Here is a 24,380-nt window from a genome sequence, read left to right on the forward strand (position 1 = left end):
AGTCATATAATGACTTCTAGCCAGAAAATTTATATCAGTGACTCGCTAAGTACCAGTTTTAAACAGGACTGACTATAGCATAGCTATGCAAATTTTATAGTGTGGTCTAAACCATCGAGAATTTACCTATCAACTTAAGACACAAAAATTAGAACGAAAAAAAACCTCTATCAAAAAAAGCTTATCTAAGCATTCTGCGCAATCTCTAACCCCTCTGCAATCGAGAGATAGACCGGCTGCTCAGGTACGTCTTGATAGTCAATCTTACCGTCTTTAAAAATCACACACTCATTCACCGCCAGCTGCTGCCAATGTTCATCCTCAGTCAACGGGGTGGTCGCCACTACTGTCATGACATCATCAGCATCATTCACTTGGCTAAAGTCCATGGTCACCTCAGCATCGATTAGAGTGGCAGAGCCAAACGGAGCTTGACGAGTAACGTAAAACAATAGGGTTGTGGCATAGCTCAGTAACCAGTCACCATTTGATAGGAGACAATTAAATAAGCCGTAATTGGCTAAGAAACGACACTGCTCGGTTAGAAAGGCATATAGAGTCTCTGCGTCAGGTTTGTGCTCGAAATTGTCTTTGAGTTGGTTTAATAGATAACAAAAAGCAAATTCAGAGTCTGTATCACCAACCGGACAATAATGGCTCGCGATGCCTTGCTTAATGGGGTCGCTATCATCAGCGTCTTGAATGGTCATTTTGCCATTATGAGAAAACACCCAAGGCTCGCCCCAAATCTCCCGTACAAAGGGATGAGCATTGCTTAGCAGGCTGTCATCTGATTTGCGAATATGCACGATAGTGTTGGTCGCTTTGATGCGTAAATTACTCACCAATTCTGCAATTGGCGAGTCCATAGCCGCGCGATCATCACAATAATGGCGTAGGCCAGTCGGCTCAAAATAAGCCACGCCAAAGCCGTCAATATGGTCATCAGTAAGGCCGCCACGACGGCGAAAGCCGGTTAAAGAAAAGCGAATATCAGCAGGTTTTTTGCTGTTCATGGCTAGCAGTTGGCACATAGGCAGGCTTAAGATTTGTTTTGTAAAAAAGTAACGAGTATCATAGCATTCTGGGCAATTTGTCTTTGTATTCTTATGCTATCCAACAGGCGGTTTTATGCTAGCAAAACGTATTATTCCATGTCTAGATGTGGACAATGGCCGTGTGGTCAAGGGCGTGCAATTTGTCGACATTCGCGATGCGGGCGATCCGGTCGAAGTGGCGAGACGCTACAACGAACAAGGCGCAGATGAAATCACCTTTTTGGATATTACGGCCACCCATCATGGCCGGGCAACCACCTATGAAACCGTTGAGCGGATGGCAGAGACCGTATTCGTCCCGTTGACAGTTGGTGGCGGCGTTCGCGAGATTGGCGATATTCGTAACTTGCTTAATGCTGGGGCTGATAAAGTCGCTATCAATTCAGCGGCAGTCTTCACCCCAGAGTTTGTCGGAGAAGCGGCACAGAAATTTGGCAGCCAATGCATTGTGGTCGCGATTGATGCTAAGCAAGTAGACGATGTCGAAGACGCACAAGGTAATCTGCAACCGCGTTGGGAAATATTTACCCATGGTGGCCGTAAACCTACCGGTATTGATGCCGTAGCTTGGGCGGTAAAAATGGCTGATTTGGGCGCGGGCGAATTGCTAGTGACCTCAATGGATGGTGATGGCACCAAAAAGGGCTATGACTTGGCATTAATGAAAGCCATTACCCAAGCGGTCAACGTGCCAGTGATTGCTTCAGGTGGTGTGGGTAATTTGCAACATTTAGCCGATGGAGTGTTACAGGGTGGCGTCGATGCCGTGCTAGCGGCCAGTATTTTTCACTTTGGCGAATACACGGTGGCGGAAGCAAAACAATTTATGGCTGCACAAGGGATAGAGATGCGGCTGTGAAAAAATGGTATTATAGCGGCATCTAATATTTTTTGAATTTTCACCGGTTATTTCCCCTTTACGATTTACCCTCATCTATTGAGTTCTATTAGGATTATTTTATGAAAAATTTACAACAGCAGCGCAGCGAAATCACCCATATCGATGGCAACCTATTTGAAAATACCGCTGCCCGTGTTGGTATTATCGTAGGTCGTTTTAACGGTTTCGTCGTTGAGTCGTTGGTTGATGGCGCTATTGATGCTTTATTACGTCATGGTGTGCAAGGCATCAATATTACTGTTATTCGTGTTCCTGGTGCTTTTGAATTACCACTAGCGGCTCAACGCGCAGCCGAATCTGATCGCTTTGACGCTATCGTTGCCCTAGGCGCCGTCATTCGTGGCAGCACGCCACACTTTGATTTTGTGGCTAGCGAATCTGCTAAAGGCTTGGCGGGCGTAGCTACGGATTACAACATCCCAGTTATTAACGGCGTCTTGACTACTGACAGCATCGAGCAAGCTATCGAACGTGCGGGTACTAAAGCCGGTAATAAAGGCTCTGAGGCCGCTATGGTTGCTTTAGAAATGATTGCCGTTTTATCACAGCTAGATATCGAAGAAGACGAAGAATAAATTACTAGTAATTGGTTAATTAAGGAGACTCTTGCTTTAAGGGTCTCTGCTTAGAATTTTTATAATAGTCCATAGTAAAGTCAAAACCCTCCAAGTTTGACAATAGGTATCTCCCCCCATGAGCAAAACCAATCCGGCAACCGCTGCCGACCAGTTCGACATCAACGAATCTGCGTACAAAACCTCCCATACCGCCGTGCGCAAGGCGCGACGCTTTGCTATGCAAGGTCTGTATGAGTGGCTCATGACGGATCGCCGCTTTGAGCAGACCGATCATCGCGAGTGGAAAGCCAACGCTCCCCACGATATCGCAGCCCGCACCCGTGCCAATAACGCGATGCATACCGTCCATCTGGGCTACTATCATGAGCTGATGCGTCATATTCCTGAACAAGTGGAAGAACTAGACGCGCTAATCGCTCAACATCTTGACCGTGAAATCGGCTTAATTGACCCGGTTGAACATGCCATCTTGCTAGTGGGCGTTTACGAATTAAAAGACCGTTTTGAGATTCCATATAAAGTCGTATTAGACGAAGCCATGAAGCTAAACACCCATTTCGGGGCTACCGATGCGCATAAGCTAATCAATGCGGTACTGGATAAATTAGCCCCTGAATTGCGTGAGCTTGAAGTAGCGGCCGATGAAAAACTACCTAAGGTGGCGAAAGCTGTTAAGCCTGCTCCTGTAGCAGAAGTAGCTCCTCAAGAGACGGTAGAAGACACGGATAGTGATGTTGAGCCTGTAGACGCTGAGGCAGATGCTACGCCAAAACGTGAGCCTAAACCTAGAATTGGTCTTAAATCAGGTCAGCCTATCAAGCGTAAACGTGTCGCACCTTCAACCGCTACGGCTAAAGCGGCTGGCACGGTTAAAGACAGCGCTGAAGTAGCGGAAAAAGCAGCAGAGTCTAAACTAGAAAGTGCTGAAATCGACCCTGCAAGCATTGATCCTACTAGCATCGAAACGACGTCGCTGAAAGAGGCATTATTAGCGGCAGGTACGTTAGCGACCGATTCAGTGGCAGAACAACCGCAAGAAGAAGCGATTGAGACCGCTGCTGAAGTTGATACTGATGTAGCTGCTGAAACCAGTGAAGCCACAGAAGCTGAAGTTGAAGAGAGTGTTGTAGACTCTGAAGTTACTGATACTACTGACCCTAAAAAGCCAGACGCTGAATAATCATGACCGAATTTGAGCTCATCTATCGCTACTTTGACCAACAACAGCAAGCGGCTGGGGCTAATACCCTAAGCCAGGCGACTGTGTTAAAAAGTCTGGGCGATGATGCGGCTGTCATTCGTTTGCCTGCTGAAAGCCAGTTGGTTAGTTGTGTAGATACCTTAGTGCAAGGTCGTCATTTTGCTGAAGACTGGTCACAGGTCGAGGCCTTGGCTTTTACCATTGGTTTTAAGTCGGTCGCGGTCAATGTCTCCGATATCGCTGCTATGGGCGCTACGCCACACAGTATTTTGTTGGCGTTGGCGTTACCAGAGAGACTGGCTACTGAGGCTTGGTTGGGTGAGTTTGCCAAAGGTCTCTTTCATGCTTGCACCCAATTTGGCGTACAGCTGATCGGTGGCGATACTACGCGCCATGATAAGTTGGTGCTTAGTGTTACAGCGCAGGGCTTGCTAACTAAAGATACCCGCCCTATTTATCGCAATGGCGCACAAGTCGGTGATAAAGTCTATGTCTCCGGTACTTTAGGCGACGCCTGTTATGCTTTGCATCATCTTGATACGGAGTTAGGTCAGCAGTTGAGTCATCGGTTGCATATGCCAACGCCTAAGGTGCAATTGGGGCAGGCATTAGCTCAACAAGGTCAAGCTACAGCGATGATTGACGTGTCAGACGGTCTTGCGCAGGACCTTAAGCATATTTGCCTGCAAAGCTCGGTGGCGATACGCTTAGATATCGATAAACTGCCAACCAGTAGCGCACTGCAGCAAGTTGCCACAGCCGAACGCTTGCGCTGTCAGTTGACCGGTGGCGACGATTACGAGTTGGTGTTTACTTTGCCTGCCGGCGTCTCCCCTCCCAAAAGCGCTACCATTGCGAATACTAGGGTCACCTGTATTGGTGAAGTGGTCAGTGCCGCTGATAACAGCAATGCTATAGAGGCTCATATTCAACTGGCTTATGAAGGCCAGCCCGTCACACCAGCCAGCCCCCACCCCTTTAGCGAGATGCCAAACCTGCAAGGTTTTCAACATTTTAGCTAATAGTTTTATCACTATCTCGCTCGCTACCTAACTTACGGGTTAGCTACCATCTGAGTTTAGTGAATCATCTCCCTCTGTGATATTCTTATACCCATCATTGTAGCTTTACCCTATCATTCACTTTTATAGTTGCTTATGCTCATGAGTAATCCGCCGTCTGCGCCAGGTCATAAACCCGATATTAGCAAAGCTAACGTCTGTCCTTCTCTACCTGCCGGTGCCAGTCTGGCAGATAAGGTCGTGTATTGGTTAGGGATTGGTCTTGGTAGCGGTATGCCACAGCGGGCGCCAGGAACGTGGGGCACGGTTGGTGGTTTAATTATTGCCATTCCCCTCATGATGCTAGGCTTTGTCCCATTTTTAGTCCTAACTATTATTGCTAGTATTGTTGGCATTTGGCTGTGTGGCCGCACTTCAGACCTCATGGGCGTGCATGATGATCCGCATATTGTCTGGGATGAGTGGGCGGGTATTTGGATAGCGTTATTACCGCTAGCCTATGTCAGCAGTGGTATGAGCGACGAGCGTATGCCCATCTGGTCTACGTTTGGCATGGTTAATTTACTCCTCGCTTTTGTCCTATTTCGCTTTTTTGACATTATTAAGCCTTTCCCGATTAGTTGGGCCGATAAGCAAGTCGCTGGCGGTTTAGGGATTATGCTCGATGACCTTATAGCCGGCGTTATGGCGGTAATCGTTATTTTAGCGCTGTGGTTTAGCTATGCTTGGTTTTATTAGCGCTCGGTTTTATTAATTTAATGCTCTTAGTTTTATTTATTAATACGACAGATATTTGCCGATTTTTATAATATTAAATTTGCTTTTTTATTTAAGCTACAGCTAGTACACTGAGTCATATTACCTTATGAATTTATGGCTAAGGGCATTACGCTATTGGCTTGGTTTATATTATTTAAGCGTTAAAGACTGACCTTAGCATGCTAATGACTATAGCGGTTTTATACTAGCCTTGGAAAGTGCAGTAACCCGTAAAAATACAGGCACGGATGCCTATTTTAAATCATCCGCTTTGTTGCGTTATAATCTAGCGCAATGACTCGGTAATAACTCAACAAGACCTATAATTATGACGCATTCTCTCTCTGTAATTATCCTCGCCGCCGGTAAAGGCACCCGCATGAAATCGGCCAAACCGAAAGTATTGCAGACCTTAGCAGGCAAACCTTTGCTGACTCACGTATTAGATACCTGCGCGCAATTGGCCATGCAAAAAACCATCGTGGTCTATGGGTTTGGTGGCGATCAAGTGCAAACCGCTATGACCGATTATGCTCTGACTTGGGTAGAGCAAACCGAACAGCTCGGCACTGGTCATGCGGTCAAAGTGACTTTGGATGAACTGCCAAAAGATGGTAAAAGCCTGATTCTATACGGTGATGTGCCGTTAGTTAGCGCTGAGACACTGAAAAAATTAGAGAGCGTAAACCACCAAGGTATGTCGATGCTGACGTTGACAGTAGACAATCCGTTTGGTCTAGGTCGTATTAAGCGTGATGAGCAAGGTAATATCTTAGCTATCGTTGAACAAAAAGACGCGACTGCAGACGAGCAAGCCATTCAAGAAATTAACAGTGGCATCTATTGTGTCGATAATGCGCTATTGCATAAATACTTACCCAACTTGTCGAATGACAATGCGCAACAAGAATACTATCTCACCGATATCGTCAAAATGGCGGTCGCTGATGGTATTGAAATTGCGGCGATTGAACCGGCACAAGACTTTGAAATTGAAGGGGTTAATGACCGTCAACAGCTTGCCAGTTTAGAGCGTAGATGGCAGGTCCATCTCGTTGAGGTCCTACAAGTCGCCGGTGTACAGTTTGCTGATCCTGCTCGGGTGGATATCCGCGGTCAGGTTAGCGTGGGTCAAGACGTCTTTATCGATGTTGGTGTGGTCTTGCAAGGCGACTGTCACTTGGGCAGCAATGTCACCGTTGAGGCCGGCTGTATTATTAAAGACAGTACCATTGGCGACAATACCCATGTAAAGCCTTACTGTGTCATCGATTCAGCGGAACTTGGCAGCAACGTTAGCGTCGGACCTTTTGCGCATCTGCGCCCGCAGACGCAATTGGGCGATGATAGCAAGGTCGGTAACTTCGTAGAGACGAAAAAAACTAAGCTAGGCCGTGGTAGCAAAATTAATCATTTAAGCTATATTGGTGATGCTACGGTGGGTGAGCAAGTTAATATCGGTGCAGGTACGATCACTTGTAACTATGATGGCGTAAATAAACATCAGACCGTCATTGGCGACCACGCTTTCATTGGTTCTAATAGCAGTCTGGTCGCGCCCGTGACGATTGGCAAAACGGCTACCGTTGGTGCCGGTTCAGTGATTACTAAGGAAGTCGCCGACAATGCGTTGGCCGTAGCCCGTGGCAAGCAAGTGCAAAAAGCCGCTTGGGAAAGGCCTACGAAAAAGTAAAAATAAAGTGGCTAAGCATGCAGATTAAATAAGGCCAGTTTGCCTAGCAAGGTTATAAGCTTTAGGGTCATTATTGAAAGTATTTTCTTTGAGGGTTTGCCTTATGAAAAATATTTTACCCGCTACTTTATTACTAGCCACTACCATGTTGCCATTCTCACTAGCCTCGGCGAGTACGACTATAGAATATGCCGCACAATGTCAGTACTTTAATGCTAACAAGGTCTTAAAGTACTCGGGCAAGTGTCAAGGTAATTGGGGGGTGGTTGCGCCCACGCCAGAGGAATCGTATCAGCGCTATATCTTGACTTACCCTAATGGCAATGAGATGTGGATATATATTAATTCAGATGGCTCAGCCACGGTTAATGACATTTCCGCAGTCTCGTTAAAATCTAGGAAAGGGTTTGAGAAAGTCAGGACGACTGAAGGTGAAGTATTTGAATTTACTAAAGGAGGAGAAAAAAGATAAATAGCGTCAATTGTGCCCAAAATCCCTATTTATCCTAATCCTCCAAAGTACCGCTTACAGCTTTATAGTCATTTAATGTGCTATAGCCCAACGCTTATAGATAACTGGGGCTAAAACTTTTAGCAATCATTAAGGTTTAGCCCTTTATCACTAATATTGTACGTAATCATCAAGAATAATCAGTTAAGGAACTGCCATGTGTGGAATTGTCGGCGCTGTCGCTGAACGTAATATCTCTAATATCCTCCTAGAAGGATTAAAGCGTCTAGAATACCGCGGCTATGACTCTGCGGGCCTGACGGTCATCCGCGATGGCGAGCTACACCGTGAGCGCCAAGTGGGTAAAGTACAAGAATTGGTCAATGCCGTAGAGAAAAACCCTAGTTTTTTTGAAGGGAAAATTGGTATTGCTCATACCCGTTGGGCCACTCATGGCGAGCCTGCTCAATGCAATGCCCACCCGCATGTATCGGGTAAAGTGGCGGTCGTGCATAACGGTATCGTAGAAAACTATGCTCCGCTCAAAGAAGAGTTGATAGCTAAAGGCTATGTCTTTACTTCACAGACGGATACTGAGGTCGTTGCGCATTTAATCGCCGATGCTTATAAACAGACGGATAATCTACTGCAAGCGGTCGAGCAGATTACTCCGCTACTGCATGGTGCCTTTGCGTTAGGCGTGCTGCATGTGGACCATCCCGAACAGTTAATCACGGTCCGTCTAGGCTCTCCGCTAGTGATTGGTATCGGTATTGGCGAAAACTTTATCGCTTCCGACCAGCTAGCTCTATTGCCCGTGACCAACCGCTTTATGTATTTAGAAGAAGGCGATATTGCGGTATTGACCAAAGACGATATTACGGTTTATGCCGATGGCGAAACGGTTTCACGTGATATTAAAGAGCTTGATGCTGAGCATCATAATGCGGATAAAGGTGAATTCAAGCACTATATGCTCAAAGAGATTTATGAGCAGCCTGATGCTGTTGCCCGTACTGTAGAGATGGGTATTAACCAGCAAGGCTTTAAAGCCGACTTCTTAGCGCGTAATGAAGCCATATTAGCCCATATAAAACATATTCAAATCTTAGCCTGTGGTACCAGTTACCACGCGGGTATGGTCGCGAAATATTGGTTTGAAGGCCTCACTCGCCTACCCTGCTCGGTCGAGATTGCCAGCGAGTTCCGTTATCGCAATCCTGTGGTCGTTGATAATACTTTGATGATTTGTATCTCACAGTCTGGTGAGACCGCAGATACCTTATCGGCTCTACGTGATATCCAACGTCGTAGCAAAGCCGGTGAAATTAATGGTTTTGCTAGCCTAGCCCTATGTAACGTCGCCACTTCCTCGTTGGTGCGTGAGACGGATATCTTCTTGCCTACGCTAGCCGGTGTCGAGATTGGTGTCGCCTCTACAAAGGCCTTTACCACACAGTTGGCTGCCTTGATGCTACTGGTCTTAAAAATTGGGCGTGTGCAGGCGCGTATTAGCGATGATGTCTTTAATGAAATGATCGTTGAGCTGCACAAACTCTCTGGGCAACTGTATAGCAGCTTAAGTTTAGACCAAGCCATCGCTGAGTTAAGCGAGAAGTTTGAAGCGAGAAAGAGTGCTATTTTCTTAGGTCGTGGCGTACAGTTCCCTATCGCTCTAGAAGGCGCGCTGAAGCTAAAAGAAATCTCTTATATCCATGCCGAAGGCTATGCAGCCGGTGAGCTTAAACATGGCCCGTTAGCGTTGGTCGATAAAGATATACCTATCGTAGTGCTAGCCCCTAAAGACAGTATGCTCGATAAACTTAAAGCCAATATGCAAGAAGTGCATGCGCGTCATGGTGAGCTGTTTGTCTTTGCCGGTGAGAACACACAGATTGAGAGCGATGAGCGTCTTCATGTTATTCAAGTGCCTGATGTCCATGAAATCTTAGCGCCTATCGTTTACAGCGTACCGATGCAGCTATTGTCCTATCACGTTGCAGTATTACGGGGTACGGATGTGGATCAGCCACGTAACTTGGCCAAGAGCGTTACGGTTGAATAATTTTATAAATATCAATAACTTAGATTATTATTAAGTCATTATTTATCATACTAAGCCCAACTAAGTCCTTCGCTATCTTGTATTAACAAGTTGGCGAAGGATTTTTTTTGCATAATAGAAGTAAAAAATAGCAATAGAAATATTGGCATGAGCTCTATATGCTTTAATCTCAATGTTAGGGCATTAGGCTCGTGATGGTTTGAGTCAACGGGCTCTAAAGGAAGTAGGTCAAACAGCGCTAGCTATCTTACCTATAGGCTATGGCCTGTCCTCAATTAACCACTGTAGTGAGATAAATGATAAAAGAACTTAAAACTTTCGTAGCAGTGTGCGAGTTAGACAGTTTCGCAGCTGCCGCTCGGCAGATAAACCTGACTCAGTCTGCCGTCAGTGCGCAAATTAAAACTTTAGAAGACTCCTTAGGACTATCGTTATTTACCCGCTCTGCCCGAGCCATTACGCTCAATCCACAGGGCAGCCGTATCTTACCTATAGCCAAAGAAATTTTAGGGCTATATGCGACCATGCAGTTGCCTTCAGACACCGACATTGCCAGTTATTATGGGCAGCTCAAGATTGGGGCTATCAACTCAGTGCAAGTCGGTATCCTGCCCGAGGCATTAAAAGCTATTAGCCTATTAGCCCCTTTAATGCAGACAGAGATTATTCCAGGGCGCTCTACAGAGTTGTTTGAGCAGCTTGAGGTAGGCAGTATAGATGCCGCCATAACGGTACAGCCGGCTTTCACTTTGCCTAAAGATATCGTGATTGACCCAATCATGACTGAGCCTTATGTGCTTATTAGTCCTAAAAAATGGCCCTTTTATAGCCTTAGGCAAACTCTCGAACAGCATCCCTTTATCCACTACACCCTCAAGTCATCAGCCAGCGCAAAAATCAGCAAGTTTTTTAAACAACAAGATATTAAAGTGAACACCATCATGGAGATTAATGATCTGGATGCCATCGTGCGGATGGTTGAGTCGGGTTTAGGGGTCGCCTTGATTCCGTATGCTGGCCTATGGATTAGAAGCCCAGCACCCGTACAAGTTCATCATTTAAGCGATAAAAGCTTAGTCAGAGAGATTGTACTTGCTTATCGTTATGTAGATCGCCAACAGCCAAAAATTAATGCCTTAAAACAGGTGCTAGCCTTATAATTAATCCTCCTTTTTAACCCACCGCTCTTAATAAGGACGCTTTCAGCAAATACCCCTTAACCAGCATCTCTCAATAAGTGTCTTTTAATAAAAAATCTTAGTAAGTGCCTCTCTATAAGTACCTTTCAATCAGAGCCTTTAAACAAGCGCCTCTCCATAAGTGCTTGTAAACGATTCTTCGTTAATAACCACTCTGCAATCTCATCTCCTCAATCACTAAATTACCGCCGAAAACATGCTAACAACGCGGCACGGATTACCGTGAAACTTTGCTAGGGCAACATTATGTACAAGCTAGCTCACTAAGCCCCAATATTTTTGATGCTGAGAACGGAATATTTACGTTTTTCATGCTTAGCATTCTCAGTTACGATGTTCCTACTCTAGTGATGAATGCCGACAGAGTCTGATAAACCCATAATATTGCTAACTTTTACTCAAAGATTTACACAAATAAATCTTAATGCATTGTGCTTGCCAAAAAACATGAATTGCAGCCGCTAATAAACTTTAGAAAACAATAAATTTAAGGAAATAATAAACCAACTACATCAAGGAAAGATGAGCTATAGGGTATATCAAGGACTGATTGCCCTATAGATTTTTTATATATCAACGATTGCACGACTTAAATTATAAAACTCAAGGAAAGACTTTATGTGGAAAAATATGGGATTGACGGGCAAAATTATCGTTGCTATGGCGCTAGGTATCATAGTCGGTTTATTTATCAATTACTCTGGCTTGAACGTCGAAGGCAGCTTCGTTAATACTTATGTTACTAATGGGTTTTTTGCCATCACCGGCAAGCTCTTTGTTAACTCACTCAAAATGCTCGTAGTGCCCTTAGTGTTAATTTCGCTGATTTGCGGAGTGTGTGGTATCAGCGATATACGGCTGTTGGGACGTATCGGCAGCAAAACTTTTTTTATCTATATGCTGACGACAGCACTGGCCATTGCCACCGCTATTGGCCTGGGCGTACTATTCGGTATCGGTAAAGGCATGAATATCGCCACCGATGCCGCCTTTGAAGCGCAGTCAGCCCCGCCCCTACTCGATGTATTCTCCAATATTATTCCGTCCAATCCCATCAGTGCGATGGCGAATGGCGATATGCTGTCGATTATTTTCTTTGCTATCTTAATTGGTATCAGCATTCTCATGGTGGGCAAACCTGCCAAAGGCTTGGTAAAGAGCTTGGAGTTGATTAATGAAGTCATCTTAAAGATGGTGACAATCATTATGAACCTGGCCCCTTATGGCGTCTTTGCCCTGTTAGCCAAGGCCATGTCTGAGCTGGGACTGGATCTTATTTGGTCGCTGCTCGGCTATGTGGCCGTGCTAGTAGGATCGTTGGCCTTCCATTTCTTCATCACTATGATGATTGTGCTAAAAGTGTCTTCCGGCTTATCCATCAAGACTTTTTTAACCAAAATGCGTGAAGTACAAATTTTTGCCTTCAGTACTTCTAGCTCCAACGCGACTATTCCTATTACCTTACGTACAGTGACGAAGCGTATGGGGGTGAATAACTCTGTAGCCTCATTTACCGTGCCTTTTGGTGCCACCATCAACATGGATGGGACGGCAATTATGCAAGGGACCGCCACCATCTTCATTGCCAATATTTATGGCATCGATTTGGGCGTTACCGAATATCTGACCGTGATATTAATGTCCGTGTTGGCCTCTGTCGGTACCGCAGGCGTCCCCGGAGTGGGGCTCATCATGCTATCGATGGTATTTGCGCAAGTTGGCTTACCTATCGAAGGCATCGGGCTAATCTTAGGGGTCGACCGTATCCTTGATATGTTACGGACCGCAGTCAATGTGGGCGGTGATGCTGCGGTGACGGCCATCGTGGCAAAGTCTGAGGGCAAGATGGATTTAACGGTTTATAACGATCCTGAGGCGGGCACAAGAGAAGTGTTTGATGGCCATATCGATGAAAACAGTGAGCGTGAATTCTCTGAAGTCTTTAGCGATGGCATTATGGGCAGCGAATATGACGATATCAAATAAAAGGCAGCACTCATTTTAATAACATAGATAACAATTACCGTCCCTACTCTCTTAATTTAACCTTAATTTAACTGACTCGCAAAAGGCCTTACCAACATGGCATATTCTGATAATTTAGAAACCGCTACTCTCCTAACACGTGATACTGTCCTAACTCGTATTGAAAAAGACTTACTTGGCGAACAAGCCGTGCCGGCTACCGCTCTATACGGTATTCAAACGCAGCGCGCCCAGCAAAACTTTAACATTACAGGCGTGCCAATCAGTCACTTTCCTGATTTTATTAAAGCATTGGCTATGGTGAAACATGCCGCGGCTCGCGCCAATCATCAGCAAGGGCTGCTCAGCGATGAGAAGGTCAACGCGATTGCCGCAGCCTGCACAGACCTTATTAATGGCGAGCATCATGAGCAGTTTATTGTGGACCTTATCCAAGGCGGTGCCGGGACTTCAACCAATATGAATGCCAATGAAGTCATTGCTAATATTGCCCTAGCAAAGATGGGCTATGAGTGCGGTCAATATAGTCATCTGCATCCTAATAACGATGTGAACCGCTCGCAATCGACCAATGATGTTTACCCTACTGCGGCCCGTTTAGCGATTATATTTGCGGCGCAACCGCTGAAAGAAGCGTTGGCTAATTTACAGCATAGCCTTGCGGCTAAAGGGCAAGAGTTTAGTCATATTCTCAAAATGGGCCGTACCCAATTGCAAGATGCCGTGCCCATGACCTTGGGACAAGAGTTTGATGCTTTCGCTAGTGATTTAGGCGGCGAAACTGCGCGTATTGATCACAGCTGCCGTCAGTTATGTGAAGTAAACTTAGGCGGTACTGCTATTGGTACGGGTATCAATGCGCCCAAAGGCTATGCGCACTTGGCCATCAGTGAGTTAGCAGATATCAGTGGTTTGCGCGTACGTCTTGCAGAGAATCTGATAGCGGCCAGCTCCGATATGGGCGCCTTTCTGACTTTCTCCGGCACGCTGAAGCGCTTAGCCATTAAATTATCTAAGCTCAGCAATGATTTGCGCCTATTATCCAGTGGTCCACGCACGGGATTAGGAGAAATCAATCTGCCTGCCATGCAGCCTGGCTCCTCCATTATGCCAGGCAAGGTCAACCCGGTTATCCCAGAAGCGATGAATCAAACCGCGTTCCAAATAATGGGCACAGATATGACCATTACCATGGCGGCAGAGGCCGGGCAGCTGCAACTGAACGCTATGGAGCCGCTGATTATCTATAATCTGTTGAATAACGCCAATATGTTAGAAAAATCGATTCGCATGCTCGATGAGTTATGTATTCAAGGCATTAGCGCCAATGAAGCGCGCTGCACGCAAAACGTTAATAATAGCATCGGTATTGTCACCGCCCTCGTACCACACATCGGCTATGACAATGCCAGCCGCATCGCAGGTCACGCCTTGCTGAGCGGTTTAGGGGTCGCTGAACTGGTCAAACAAGAGAAGCTGCTAAGTGATGATGAGCTGGCAGCCATTTTATCGCCGGATACTATGGTTTATAACGTTTAACCGTCAGCCTGTTTAACCCTCAGCCGTTTTAAACAGCAGCCTATCTATGCTAACAACAAAGCCGCTTTGTAGCTTTTTATGCCCAACGCATCTTTTATAGCACTACCCTATAATGGCCGTAAGATTATACTTACGGCCATTGTATTTATACGGCAAGCCAGGTGCTCAGATGCTCTTGATACTGGGCAATATCATTGGCAATGGTCGGATTCTTAATGACATCATTGCTCATAAAGGTGGGCAGGGGCTGCATGCCTAAAAACTGATACGCCTTATGGGTAGCGATATAGACCCCATCCACACCCACCCCTTCAAAAAATTGCTCGGGATCTGTGAAGGCTTCTGTAGGAGCGTTCCAAGTCACTGACAGCATATACTGCTTACCTTGTAGTAGACCCCCAGAGCCATATTTACTCTCCGCGTTGTGGCGAGAGCGCCCATCACTTTGATAGAGACTGCCATGACCAATGGTAAAAATCTCATCGATATATTTTTTCACGATCCAGGGCACCCCCATCCACCAAGCAGGGGCTTGTTGAATAACGATATCTGCCCACAGCCATTTGGCGATTTCTTCTTGAATATCATAACCTGCATCAATGTGGGTTATTTTTACTTGGTGGCCCAGACTGAGTAAATGCTGCTCGGCGATATCGGTCATAGTGTCATTGAGCTCACCTGTTGAATGAGCAAAACGTTTGCTACCATTTAATATCAATATTTTTTTCATGATGGGCTGCCTTGTATAGATTAGCTAGAGGGTGCCCAAATGGGCGTCAAACCATCAGCAGTGACTTGCCGACTATTGCTATCAAGCTGGTCAATTGTCATAAATTGCTCAACTCGATAGCAGGTTGCTCTATGCTAGGTATGAAAGTTTTCATTGGATTGGATTAGCGGTCATTATATAGACGGCTATAATTGATAAGAAGGCACTAAAAATCAAAATACTCTTGCATAAGGATCAATAATGAAAGTTACGATTAATGAGCTTGATACCTTTGTTAGTATTGTCGATGCAGGCAGCATCAGTCAGGCCGCTGAACAGTTGGGGGTCACGGTTTCAGCCGTCAGCAGAGCGTTATCCAGGCTAGAGAAGAAGCTCAATACCGCACTATTTAGGCGCACAACCAGACGCTTGGAGCTGACCCAAGAAGGGGAAAAATACCTTACCCGTGTGCGCAGTATTCTCAGTGATTTAGAGGATGCGGGAGATATGATGGTCAAAAATAAACAGGTGCCATCGGGTAAGTTGCGAATCGATGCCGCCACGCCTTTTATGTTGCATGTGATTGCGCCATTGATCGATAAATACAGCAAGGCTTATCCACAAATCGATATCGAGCTGGTGAGTAATGAGAGCTTAGTGGACTTATTAGAAGCCCGCACCGATGTGGCCGTACGTATCGGTGAATTAAAAGACTCTTCACTGAGCGCTACCCCGCTTGGCTTAAGCCAGATTCGTATTTTAGCCAGCCCTGCTTATTTGCAAAAACACGGTACGCCCAAAAGTGTGCAGGACTTGGCGCATCATCAATTATTAGGGTTTAATTCATTGGAGAAATTAAATGATTGGCCTATTTATGATGCGGCCAATAATTTATTGCACATTCATATCAATATAAAAGCGGATAGCGGTGAGACCCTAAGACGGATGGCCTTATGCGGGACCGGTATAGTGTGTTTGTCCGACTTTATGACTTATCAAGATATCCAAAAAGGAGATTTGATTCCGCTATTGGTGCCTAGTACGCTCAAAATGCAGCAGCCCATTAATCTGGTTTATTACAAAAATAGAAAGTTATCAGAACGGGTTAGCTCATTCATCGAATTTTTAAAGGCGGAAGTGACGCTTTAAGCAGAAGTCACACTTAAAGCGGAGTAAAAAACTATATATCAAAGACAGTAGCTATATAATTGTACCCTCTAAAGCACTAAGCTCTAGCCTACTAATGGCTCAACTACTACTCTCTAAAGGATGGGCACTGACAGCATGGATATCGAAAACGACACCGGCAACCCAATAGAAATCATCTATGAAGATGAGTTTATGGTGGCGATTAATAAAGAAGCGGGTCTCTTGGTGCATCGCAGTTGGCTAGATAAAGGCGAAACGCGCTTTGCGATGCAGCTCACTCGAGATGCGGTAGGGTGTCATGTCTTTCCGGTACATCGATTGGACAAGCCGACTTCCGGCGTGTTGTTATTTGCCAAGAGCCCAAGCGTCGCGCGCAGCCTGAATGAGGCTTTTACCGATCACCAAGTGACCAAACAATATTTGGCCGTGGTGCGCGGCTATATGCCCGAGCAAGGCAGCGTTGATTATGCATTGAGCTTTAAGCCCGATGCCATCGCCGATAAGTTAGCTAGCTTGGACAAACCCGCTCAGGAGGCAGTGACCCATTGGCAGAGTTTGGCACAAATTGAGCTGCCCTTTGCGGTATCAAAAAAGCATGATACCAGCCGCTATAGTCTAGTGCGCTTAGTCCCCGAGACCGGACGCAAGCATCAGCTGCGTAGGCATATGAGACATTTATTCCATCATATAGTCGGTGATACCAGCCACGGCGACGGCCGCCATAATCGATTTTTTCGCAGTCAATATAACTGTACGCGTATGCTGCTACATGCGCAGACTTTGGCGCTCCGCCATCCGGTCAGCGGTGAGCCTTTATTGCTAAAAGCGGGATTGGATGAGCAATGGCTGCGTATCTTGGAGGAGTTTGATTGGGTGGAGAGTGCTAAAGTTTAAACCGGATCAAGTTTTGGGTGATTGACAGCAAGAGTTATACCTATTACAGAGCGGTAGAATGCTAAAATAGCGCTTTTTCATTATTTGATAAGTGGTTATGGTAAAAACAAAATATGCCTTAGGGTCGGCATGGATGATTGTGGCCGCCTTTTTATTTGCCTTGATGAGCATTTTGGTAAAAGAAGCCGCCACACAGCTTGATATGCACCCTTATGAGTTAGCATTTTGGCGGTCCATTTTGCCAGCATTGATGATTTTCTGTGGTACGTTGGTGCGTCGACAAACCCTTAAAACCCCCTTTTTTTGGGGGCACATGCAGCGTAGTCTCGCCGGCACCACCGCTCTATTACTGGCTTTTTATGGGTTAAGCCAGCTGCCTTTAGCCACCTCTGTGACCCTTAACTATACTTCAGTCGTCTTCATTGCCATCTTATCCATCGTTTGGCTCAAAGAAATCCCCTCATTAAAAACATGGCTGGCTCTATTAATGGGCTTGGGCGGTATTTGTTTGATGTTGAAGCCGGCCTTTGAGTCAGACCGGTTAATTGAAACCTTAATCACGCTGAGTGGCGGAATTTTTACCGCTTTTGCGCTATTACAAGTGCGTGCCTTGTCGCTGATGGGCGAACCGGCTTGGCGGATTGTGTTTTATTTTTCGGCGGTGGCAGCGGCCGTTTCGGCCGTGGTAGCAACGTGGGTGGGCTGGCATCCGCTGACTCTAGCCAGCTTGCCTTATATAGCTGGCATCGGTGGCGCCGGGTTATTGGCACAGCTGGCCATGACCCATGCTTATCATGTGGGACAGAAATTTACGGTGGCAGCGTTGTCTTATTTGACCGTGGTATTTGCGGCCATTTATGGGGTGGTTTTTGTGGGAGAAAGCATCGGCTTAATAGAGATTTTAGGCATTGTAGCCGTGATTTTGGCAGGGGTCGTTAGTAGCGTGCCTGAGCAGAAAAAAGCTTTGAAACTGTCTTAGCCCTTGCTGCAATAACAGACTTAACCACTCACTCAATAACGGATTTAACCACTCATTTAATAACTGATTGAACATCTAACTAACTTAGTGACTGCATTTTTCGGTAAGGATGCACCACCGGCAGCCCGCGGCTACTGGTTAAAATCTCAATATCTACTTGATACACTTGTCGTAGGATTTGCGGCTGCAAGACGGCTTGCGGCGTGCCTTGTGCTTGGATTTCTCCCTCTGCTAACAGCAATAATTCATCAGAAAACTGCGCGGCAAGGCTCAAATCATGCAATACCATCAAGCAAATCAGTTGATGCTCTTTAGTATAATGGCTGACCTTTTGTAATAAGTTGATTTGATGGGCCATGTCCAGCGCCGACACCGGCTCATCAAGCAGTAAAACTTTGGGACGCCGTAGCAAGGCTTGGGCAAACATCACCAGCTGACGTTGCCCGCCGCTGAGCGCACGGATAGGGCGATGCGCCAATTCGGCAATATTTAGTTGTGCCATCAGGTCAATGGCCTCGCGCATCAACTCATCGCTAATATGCCGACCCAACGCGTCCATACGCCCCAGCAGCACCACCTCAAGCGTATTAAGCTCGGCATCGGTATGGCTATCTTGCGGCATATAGGCAATAGGCTTGCGCCAGGTCATGAGATGGGCTTTACTTTGGGCGTTGTCTTGATAGCGGATATTGCCTGAAAACGCTAATTCACCAAAAATAGCCTTTAATAAGCTTGATTTGCCCGCCCCATTTGCCCCAAGCAGCGTGTATATTTTGCCAGGATGGAACTGGGCGTTGATAGCGTGGGCTACGGTGAGCGAGCCCCGCTGTATAGTGAGATGGTCAAGTTCAAGCATTATTATATCTTTATAAAGTTAATGGCAAAATTAAGCAAACAGGCTGCCTAGCCACTGGGTTAGCTTATCCCACCATGACAACTTTTCAGCTGCTGGCGGGGTGGGCGTGGCTGCTGCTGAGTCGGGCGCTGTGGCGGTCGTTGCTGCGTCATCTTTACACACACTGTCGCCGCAGCCTAGCTGGATAAAAAACGTACCGTTGGGCTTAACCGGTAAGTATTTTTCATGAAAGTCCATGTAGGTTTTTTCAGGGTCGATATCGGTAAAGGCTTGGGGATACAGGGCTTTTGCCATAAACTGAGCCGAGGCCAAATCAGACAGTGAGCGAGATGCCGTATGATAAATACCATACACCCGGTTATTTTTTACCGCCGGTAGCTCGGCCCAGCCGTTACGCGTGGTAAAGCCTTTGAGGCGACGTTGGGCTTCCTCGGCACTGATATCAATACCCATGGCCATAGCATCGGTCTGTTTCATGCCCACTTCGGTGCCTGAGATGATGATAACGTCAGGCTGACTCACCAACAGCTGCTCGGGGTTAATAGGTCTCCAATTTTCGACAAACGGTTTGCTGATATTATCACCGCCGACGGTATCAGCAATCGCCCCCCACATATTTTTGCCAAACGTAAAGCTGTGCTCTTTTGGCCCTTTATCGCCAAATTCAATATAGATTTTTGGCTTGGCTGACCCCGTGGCCTGCACCCGTTTTTGGATATCAGCGATCCCATCAGCGTATTCTTGCGCGGCTTGGTTAGCCCGTGGTTCTGTACCAGCAATTTGCCCAAATATTTTGGTGCTGTTGGTATGATTAGTGACACTTTGGTCGTTATAATCGACCACTACCACCGGGATATTTGATGCCTCAAAGCGCGGCATTTCGGCTTTTAGCGTATCGTATTGCCACTTGGCCAATATCACCACATCCGGTTTCATTGCCAAGGTTTTTTCCAGCGAAAACGTACCCCTATCGATATTGCCGATATCGCCAATACCTTGTAAATTAGGCAGTTTTTCGCTGTATAACTGCCAGCTGCCTGGGTTAAAGCTTTCCCAAAACTCCCGAGAAATACCCACCACGTGCCCAAAATTATCGGCTCCGGTTGCCGCAATATAATCCGGATAATAAAACCCTAATACCACGCGCTTGGCCGGCACATCGACTTTAACGTCACGGCCTAATACATCATGAATGGTCTTGATTTCAGCTTGTGCATTCATCGCTGTCATTAATACTGCTGTCGCCAATGTGGCACGTATAACTAGTTTCACCGCTTACTCCAAATAATCCAAAATAGAAAAGGCACGCCCACAAATGAGGTCACAATGCCCACAGGAAACAAGGCCCCTGGGATAATGACTTTCGATAATACTGATGAAAAGGATAAAAAAGCCGCGCCAGCGAGCATGGTGGCGGGTAAAAAATAGCGTTGGTCCTCTCCCACCAATAAGCGGGCAACATGCGGGGCCACCAAGCCGATAAAGCCGATGACCCCAACGAAACTAATCGCCGTTGCCGTCATCATAGCGACCAAAATCAGGGTTCTAATACGCAATCTTGTTAAGTTCACGCCAAGGGCAGCGGCTCTATCTTCGCCCAGACGTAAAGCGGTTAATTGCCAGCCATCTCGCATCAATAAGGTAATGCACACCGTACTGACCACCGCCACCACCGCCAGATTGGTCCACGTGGCCTTGTTAAGGTTACCAAACAACCAAAATAGTACTTGCTGAGAGACCTCAGGCGAGGCAATAAATTGCACTAGCGATAACAGCGATTGAAAAATAAACAGCAGGGCAATGCCCACCAGTATCAAAGTAGCGGCGGCAAATTGCTTTAGAGAAGCGAATAAAAACAACACTGCGGAGGCCAGCATGGTCATGACAAATGCCCCGATCGGTACCGCATATTGTATCGGCAAACCAAAACCGCCAAAGGCAATCACTAATGAGGCGCCAAACCCTGCTGCTGCTGCCAACCCCAAGGTATAAGGGCTCGCCATGGGGTTGTTTAATAAGGTCTGCATTTCAGCACCGCCTGCCCCAAGCGCGGCACCGACCACTAACGCCATCAGAGCAATAGGCAGGCGCAGATCATAAACGATGGTATGGGTGGTGTTTTCCACACCGGTTAGCCGTAACAATGCCGCAATCACATCATTTATGGGTAACATCGAAGGGCCGGTCATTACGTCCAAAACCAGCCCCATTACGCACGCTACCGCAAACGCTAACAACACCATGCGGCGCTTGTTCTCGATTTTTCGTTGTTCACGAATGATGCGTTCGCTCATTGCTTGGGGCATTTTATAATCCAAAGGGTTAGAGCAATTTTGAGCAACCCTATTACGTTCGCTAGAAATTTGAACTGAGTATTATAATGGTAATGAGAAATATTCACAATTAAATACTAAGTTATCTAGTTAACCTTAGATTGATAATTAACGCTGTCTAATTACTTAATTTACTATAGGTTCTTAGGTTAAAAGTTAAACCTTTTATTTCATTAATTAGAGCACTTAAAGTCGACTATCGAATAACTAAGATTACCTACATAAATAGAAAAACCCCCGCTACGGTCAAACCATAACGGGGGTTTTTCTATACGCTAAAATACTAGCGGTCATTTAGTAGTGCCGCTATCTATGAAATGGCCAGCAGCCCTTTATAAAGGAAGAAACAAGCCACAACGAATAACAACACTGCAAAGCACTTCTTTAATAGCTCAGGCGATAGCATATGAGCGACTTTTGCACCGAGCTTAGCCGTGAAAAAGCTCATACTGCCAATACCTAAAAAGGCATAAATATGCACAAACCCAATGGTATTGGGCACATCAACTTCCTGCTGTATCCCAAAAATCATAAACCCTAAAGCACCAGCAATCGCAATAGGCAGGCCACACGCTGCTGACGTGCCCACCGCTTTTTGCATCACTACCCCATAGCGTGTGAGATAAGGCACCGTTATGCTGCCACCGCCAATGCCAAAAATGGCCGATGCAATACCTATGCCCGCCCCTGCCATTAATTGGTTAGGCTTTGAAGGTAGTACTGTATTGGCACTGTCGGAACTAGCAGCGGCCTGCTTTTTGCCGCCTTTAAACATCTTTTGTGCGACCCACAGCAAAAATAGACCTACGATAATTTGTAAATGCACGCCAGAGAGCCAACCGGCAATTCCTGCGCCAAAAAAGCAGCCAAGAGCCATACCAGGCGCTAAATTTTTGAATACTGGCCACATGACAGCGCCATTTTTATTATGAGCCATCAAGGAGCTGATAGAGGTGACGATAATGGTTGCCAATGAAGTGCCTAGCGCCAAATGCATAATGGTGTCAGCGCTGTAACCCATTTGGGTAAAGACGATAAATAATAGCGGCACGATGATAGTACCACCGCCCACGCCAAAAAGCCCCGCAGCAAATCCTGCTAGCGCGCCTATGATTAAAAAGATGATTAATTCCACAGGATATTTTCTTCGTAGTGAAAAGCTACTCTCAACTTATTAGCATGGTAGTAGGCTGGTGCTTTAGCCTAGCCATTTAATATTCTACCTACTAAAAGTGGGGCTAAAAGCCGCAATCTAAGTTGAAAATAGCTTTAGTTAGAGGATTATTAGGGACTGCTGGACAGAACCTAATTAAGAAGTTTAAAAAGCTAACTTACGCTAATTCGACTTGCCCAATTTGATGGTAGCCACGTTTGAAATACACCAAGCTTTCCTCATGCTCGCTTTGCTGAATGGCGACGACTCGGCAGATAAACACACTGTGTGTGCCCACGCGCTGAATCTCCTCAATCTCACAATCAAAACTCACCAAAGCATCTTCTAAAATAGGCGAACCTGTGACCAATCGGGTCCAAGCGCCCTGTTTAAAGCGCTCTTCTGAGCATAATTTAGAGGCAAAGGTATTGGATATGGGCTCATGATGCGCGCTCAATACATTGACGCTCAAAACTTTATTTTCAATAAAATGCTCATGCGAGCGCGAAGTCTGATTCATACAGACCAACAGCGTAGGCGGAGTATCAGTGACACTGCATACCGCAGATGCGGTAAACCCATGGCTACCTGATACTCCTTGCGTGGTGATCACATTGACTGCCGTCGTTAACGAAGCCATGGCATCTCTAAAGTCGCTTGCTTCAATCATCATTCAAATCCTAAATCTGCGCTCGATAAGTTAATTGATTGTGCGTATTGATTGTGGTGATTAATTAGTCCAGAGCCAAAATTTGCGTAAGTTTCGTCAGTTAATTAAGCTGTTAGCTCATTACGTACGATTGCCGCACCGGCACTTAAAGCTGCCAGCTTACCGCGGGCCACTTGGCGTGACAATGGCGCCATACCACAGTTGGTCGAAGGATAGAGCTTATCCGCATCGACAAATTGTAGGGCTTTGCGTAGCGTATCGGCGACTTCTTCCGGAGTCTCGATAGTATTAGTAGCCACATCAATAGCACCAATCATGACTTTTTTACCGCGGATTAGCTCAATGAGTTCCATAGGCACATGCGAGTTTTGGCACTCTAGCGACACAATATCGATTTTAGACTGCTGCAGTTTCGGGAATGCTTGCTCGTATTGGCGCCATTCCGAACCCAAGGTCTTTTTCCAATCATTATTGGCTTTAATGCCATAGCCATAGCAAATATGCACAGCCGTTTCACACTTCAAGCCTTCGATAGCGCGCTCTAAGGTAGCAATACCCCAATCATTCACATCATCAAAGAATACGTTAAAAGCGGGTTCATCGAATTGGATAATATCTACCCCAGCGGCCTCTAATTCTTTAGCTTCTTCATTAAGGATTTTAGCAAATTCCCAAGCTAACTTTTCACGGCTTTTATAATGACTGTCATATAGAGTATCAATCATGGTCATTGGGCCAGGCAACGCCCATTTGATAGGCTGATCGGTTTGCTGACGTAAAAACTTAGCATCGTCTAAAAAGACTGGCTTTTGACGGCTTACCGCACCCACTACGGTTGGTACGCTAGCTTCATAACGATTGCGAATTTTAACGGTTTCACGATTTTTAAAATCTACCCCGTCAAGATGTTCAATAAAAGTAGTCACGAAATGCTGACGGGTTTGCTCGCCATCGCTGACGATATCGATGCCGGCATGCAGTTGCTCTTGTAAGGAGACTCTTAAAGCATCTTGTTTGGCTTCTAGCAATTGCTCGCCTTCTAGTGCCCAAGGGGACCAAATTTTTTCAGGTTCAGCCAACCAAGATGGTTTTGGCAAACTGCCCGCCGTTGAGGTTGGTAATAAGAGTGATTCTAGGGATAAAGTGGTCATGGTATCTCATCTTTTATATTTAATATTTTGGTTT

Annotated in this window: 22 protein-coding genes; 14 read left to right on the forward strand and 8 right to left on the reverse strand. The window is 46.0% G+C overall.

Annotated elements, in window-relative coordinates; translation table 11 throughout:
* Nucleotides 1-185 precede the first annotated feature (185 nt).
* Nucleotides 186-1,034, reverse strand: a complete 849-nt coding sequence (locus tag ACZ2XM_RS14635; RefSeq protein ID WP_490589698.1) for a class II glutamine amidotransferase — start codon at nucleotides 1,032-1,034, stop codon at nucleotides 186-188.
* 97 nt (nucleotides 1,035-1,131) lie between these two features.
* On the opposite strand from ACZ2XM_RS14635, the gene hisF reads away from it, so the two are divergent.
* From hisF to ACZ2XM_RS14690, 11 genes are all read left to right on the forward strand, one after another.
* The gene (gene hisF, locus ACZ2XM_RS14640; RefSeq protein ID WP_201498426.1) at nucleotides 1,132-1,917 is read left to right on the forward strand and encodes an imidazole glycerol phosphate synthase subunit HisF; all 786 of its coding nucleotides are present in this window, start codon (nucleotides 1,132-1,134) and stop codon (nucleotides 1,915-1,917) included.
* A 101-nt stretch (nucleotides 1,918-2,018) separates the two neighbouring features.
* Complete coding sequence (gene ribH, locus ACZ2XM_RS14645) at nucleotides 2,019-2,534, forward strand: 6,7-dimethyl-8-ribityllumazine synthase (protein ID WP_490589699.1); 516 nt, start codon at nucleotides 2,019-2,021, stop codon at nucleotides 2,532-2,534.
* A gap of 118 nt (nucleotides 2,535-2,652) precedes the next feature.
* The gene (gene nusB, locus ACZ2XM_RS14650) at nucleotides 2,653-3,717 is read left to right on the forward strand and encodes a transcription antitermination factor NusB (protein WP_490589700.1); all 1,065 of its coding nucleotides are present in this window, start codon (nucleotides 2,653-2,655) and stop codon (nucleotides 3,715-3,717) included.
* A 2-nt stretch (nucleotides 3,718-3,719) separates the two neighbouring features.
* Complete coding sequence (gene thiL / locus ACZ2XM_RS14655) at nucleotides 3,720-4,760, forward strand: thiamine-phosphate kinase (protein WP_490589701.1); 1,041 nt, start codon at nucleotides 3,720-3,722, stop codon at nucleotides 4,758-4,760.
* A 141-nt stretch (nucleotides 4,761-4,901) separates the two neighbouring features.
* Nucleotides 4,902-5,498, forward strand: coding sequence for a phosphatidylglycerophosphatase A family protein (locus ACZ2XM_RS14660; protein WP_490589702.1), 597 nt, complete (start codon nucleotides 4,902-4,904; stop codon nucleotides 5,496-5,498).
* 349 nt (nucleotides 5,499-5,847) lie between these two features.
* Entirely contained in the window at nucleotides 5,848-7,212 is a 1,365-nt protein-coding gene (gene glmU, locus ACZ2XM_RS14665) for a bifunctional UDP-N-acetylglucosamine diphosphorylase/glucosamine-1-phosphate N-acetyltransferase GlmU (RefSeq protein ID WP_490589703.1), read from the forward strand.
* 103 nt (nucleotides 7,213-7,315) lie between these two features.
* Nucleotides 7,316-7,684 (forward strand): hypothetical protein, encoded by a 369-nt coding sequence (locus ACZ2XM_RS14670; RefSeq protein WP_490589704.1) that lies wholly within the window; start codon nucleotides 7,316-7,318, stop codon nucleotides 7,682-7,684.
* 196 nt (nucleotides 7,685-7,880) lie between these two features.
* On the forward strand, nucleotides 7,881-9,728 hold the full coding sequence (gene glmS / locus ACZ2XM_RS14675) for a glutamine--fructose-6-phosphate transaminase (isomerizing) (RefSeq protein WP_490589705.1): 1,848 nt from the start codon (nucleotides 7,881-7,883) through the stop codon (nucleotides 9,726-9,728).
* Nucleotides 9,729-10,024: 296 nt separating this feature from the next.
* The gene (locus tag ACZ2XM_RS14680) at nucleotides 10,025-10,888 is read left to right on the forward strand and encodes a LysR substrate-binding domain-containing protein (protein ID WP_490589706.1); all 864 of its coding nucleotides are present in this window, start codon (nucleotides 10,025-10,027) and stop codon (nucleotides 10,886-10,888) included.
* A gap of 657 nt (nucleotides 10,889-11,545) precedes the next feature.
* A complete protein-coding gene (locus ACZ2XM_RS14685; RefSeq protein WP_490589707.1) occupies nucleotides 11,546-12,913 on the forward strand; it encodes a dicarboxylate/amino acid:cation symporter in 1,368 nt (455 codons plus the stop codon).
* Between the two features lie 96 nt (nucleotides 12,914-13,009).
* Nucleotides 13,010-14,452, forward strand: a complete 1,443-nt coding sequence (locus ACZ2XM_RS14690) for an aspartate ammonia-lyase (RefSeq protein WP_490589708.1) — start codon at nucleotides 13,010-13,012, stop codon at nucleotides 14,450-14,452.
* A 145-nt stretch (nucleotides 14,453-14,597) separates the two neighbouring features.
* Here the strand turns inward: ACZ2XM_RS14690 and ACZ2XM_RS14695 are convergent, their stop codons facing one another.
* A complete protein-coding gene (locus tag ACZ2XM_RS14695) occupies nucleotides 14,598-15,182 on the reverse strand; it encodes an NAD(P)H-dependent oxidoreductase (protein ID WP_490589709.1) in 585 nt (194 codons plus the stop codon).
* 240 nt (nucleotides 15,183-15,422) lie between these two features.
* Between ACZ2XM_RS14695 and ACZ2XM_RS14700 the strand changes: the two genes are divergently transcribed.
* The 3 genes from ACZ2XM_RS14700 (at nucleotide 15,423) to ACZ2XM_RS14710 (ending at nucleotide 18,183) form a co-directional block, all read left to right on the forward strand.
* Entirely contained in the window at nucleotides 15,423-16,310 is an 888-nt protein-coding gene (locus tag ACZ2XM_RS14700) for a LysR substrate-binding domain-containing protein (protein WP_490589710.1), read from the forward strand.
* Between the two features lie 135 nt (nucleotides 16,311-16,445).
* The gene (gene truC, locus ACZ2XM_RS14705; RefSeq protein ID WP_490589711.1) at nucleotides 16,446-17,204 is read left to right on the forward strand and encodes a tRNA pseudouridine(65) synthase TruC; all 759 of its coding nucleotides are present in this window, start codon (nucleotides 16,446-16,448) and stop codon (nucleotides 17,202-17,204) included.
* A 97-nt stretch (nucleotides 17,205-17,301) separates the two neighbouring features.
* A complete protein-coding gene (locus tag ACZ2XM_RS14710) occupies nucleotides 17,302-18,183 on the forward strand; it encodes a DMT family transporter (RefSeq protein ID WP_490589712.1) in 882 nt (293 codons plus the stop codon).
* Between the two features lie 79 nt (nucleotides 18,184-18,262).
* On the opposite strand, the gene ACZ2XM_RS14715 is transcribed toward ACZ2XM_RS14710, so the two are convergent.
* From ACZ2XM_RS14715 to ACZ2XM_RS14740, 6 genes are all read right to left on the reverse strand, one after another.
* Nucleotides 18,263-19,039, reverse strand: a complete 777-nt coding sequence (locus tag ACZ2XM_RS14715) for an ABC transporter ATP-binding protein (protein WP_490589713.1) — start codon at nucleotides 19,037-19,039, stop codon at nucleotides 18,263-18,265.
* 30 nt (nucleotides 19,040-19,069) lie between these two features.
* Nucleotides 19,070-20,311 (reverse strand): ABC transporter substrate-binding protein, encoded by a 1,242-nt coding sequence (locus tag ACZ2XM_RS14720; RefSeq protein ID WP_490589714.1) that lies wholly within the window; start codon nucleotides 20,309-20,311, stop codon nucleotides 19,070-19,072.
* A complete protein-coding gene (locus ACZ2XM_RS14725; protein ID WP_490589715.1) occupies nucleotides 20,308-21,345 on the reverse strand; it encodes a FecCD family ABC transporter permease in 1,038 nt (345 codons plus the stop codon). The genes ACZ2XM_RS14720 and ACZ2XM_RS14725 overlap by 4 nt, the downstream gene beginning before the upstream one ends.
* A 337-nt stretch (nucleotides 21,346-21,682) precedes the next feature.
* The gene (locus tag ACZ2XM_RS14730; RefSeq protein ID WP_490589716.1) at nucleotides 21,683-22,507 is read right to left on the reverse strand and encodes a sulfite exporter TauE/SafE family protein; all 825 of its coding nucleotides are present in this window, start codon (nucleotides 22,505-22,507) and stop codon (nucleotides 21,683-21,685) included.
* A 196-nt stretch (nucleotides 22,508-22,703) separates the two neighbouring features.
* A complete protein-coding gene (locus ACZ2XM_RS14735) occupies nucleotides 22,704-23,195 on the reverse strand; it encodes a flavin reductase (protein ID WP_490589741.1) in 492 nt (163 codons plus the stop codon).
* Nucleotides 23,196-23,299: 104 nt separating this feature from the next.
* On the reverse strand, nucleotides 23,300-24,346 hold the full coding sequence (locus tag ACZ2XM_RS14740; RefSeq protein ID WP_490589717.1) for a methionine synthase: 1,047 nt from the start codon (nucleotides 24,344-24,346) through the stop codon (nucleotides 23,300-23,302).
* Between the last annotated feature and the right edge of the window lie 34 nt (nucleotides 24,347-24,380).

It is taken from the genome of Psychrobacter sp. CoH-33_TS_01, from assembly GCF_058189395.1.

Coding starts and splice junctions, on each gene's coding strand:
- ACZ2XM_RS14635 (WP_490589698.1), bottom strand. CDS start 1,034: ATGTGCCAACTGCTAGCCATGAACAGCAAAAAACCTGCTGATATTCGC.
- hisF (WP_201498426.1), top strand. CDS start 1,132: ATGCTAGCAAAACGTATTATTCCATGTCTAGATGTGGACAATGGCCGT.
- ribH (WP_490589699.1), top strand. CDS start 2,019: ATGAAAAATTTACAACAGCAGCGCAGCGAAATCACCCATATCGATGGC.
- nusB (WP_490589700.1), top strand. CDS start 2,653: ATGAGCAAAACCAATCCGGCAACCGCTGCCGACCAGTTCGACATCAAC.
- thiL (WP_490589701.1), top strand. CDS start 3,720: ATGACCGAATTTGAGCTCATCTATCGCTACTTTGACCAACAACAGCAA.
- ACZ2XM_RS14660 (WP_490589702.1), top strand. CDS start 4,902: ATGAGTAATCCGCCGTCTGCGCCAGGTCATAAACCCGATATTAGCAAA.
- glmU (WP_490589703.1), top strand. CDS start 5,848: ATGACGCATTCTCTCTCTGTAATTATCCTCGCCGCCGGTAAAGGCACC.
- ACZ2XM_RS14670 (WP_490589704.1), top strand. CDS start 7,316: ATGAAAAATATTTTACCCGCTACTTTATTACTAGCCACTACCATGTTG.
- glmS (WP_490589705.1), top strand. CDS start 7,881: ATGTGTGGAATTGTCGGCGCTGTCGCTGAACGTAATATCTCTAATATC.
- ACZ2XM_RS14680 (WP_490589706.1), top strand. CDS start 10,025: ATGATAAAAGAACTTAAAACTTTCGTAGCAGTGTGCGAGTTAGACAGT.
- ACZ2XM_RS14685 (WP_490589707.1), top strand. CDS start 11,546: ATGTGGAAAAATATGGGATTGACGGGCAAAATTATCGTTGCTATGGCG.
- ACZ2XM_RS14690 (WP_490589708.1), top strand. CDS start 13,010: ATGGCATATTCTGATAATTTAGAAACCGCTACTCTCCTAACACGTGAT.
- ACZ2XM_RS14695 (WP_490589709.1), bottom strand. CDS start 15,182: ATGAAAAAAATATTGATATTAAATGGTAGCAAACGTTTTGCTCATTCA.
- ACZ2XM_RS14700 (WP_490589710.1), top strand. CDS start 15,423: ATGAAAGTTACGATTAATGAGCTTGATACCTTTGTTAGTATTGTCGAT.
- truC (WP_490589711.1), top strand. CDS start 16,446: ATGGATATCGAAAACGACACCGGCAACCCAATAGAAATCATCTATGAA.
- ACZ2XM_RS14710 (WP_490589712.1), top strand. CDS start 17,302: ATGGTAAAAACAAAATATGCCTTAGGGTCGGCATGGATGATTGTGGCC.
- ACZ2XM_RS14715 (WP_490589713.1), bottom strand. CDS start 19,039: ATGCTTGAACTTGACCATCTCACTATACAGCGGGGCTCGCTCACCGTA.
- ACZ2XM_RS14725 (WP_490589715.1), bottom strand. CDS start 21,345: ATGCCCCAAGCAATGAGCGAACGCATCATTCGTGAACAACGAAAAATC.
- ACZ2XM_RS14735 (WP_490589741.1), bottom strand. CDS start 23,195: ATGATTGAAGCAAGCGACTTTAGAGATGCCATGGCTTCGTTAACGACG.
- ACZ2XM_RS14740 (WP_490589717.1), bottom strand. CDS start 24,346: ATGACCACTTTATCCCTAGAATCACTCTTATTACCAACCTCAACGGCG.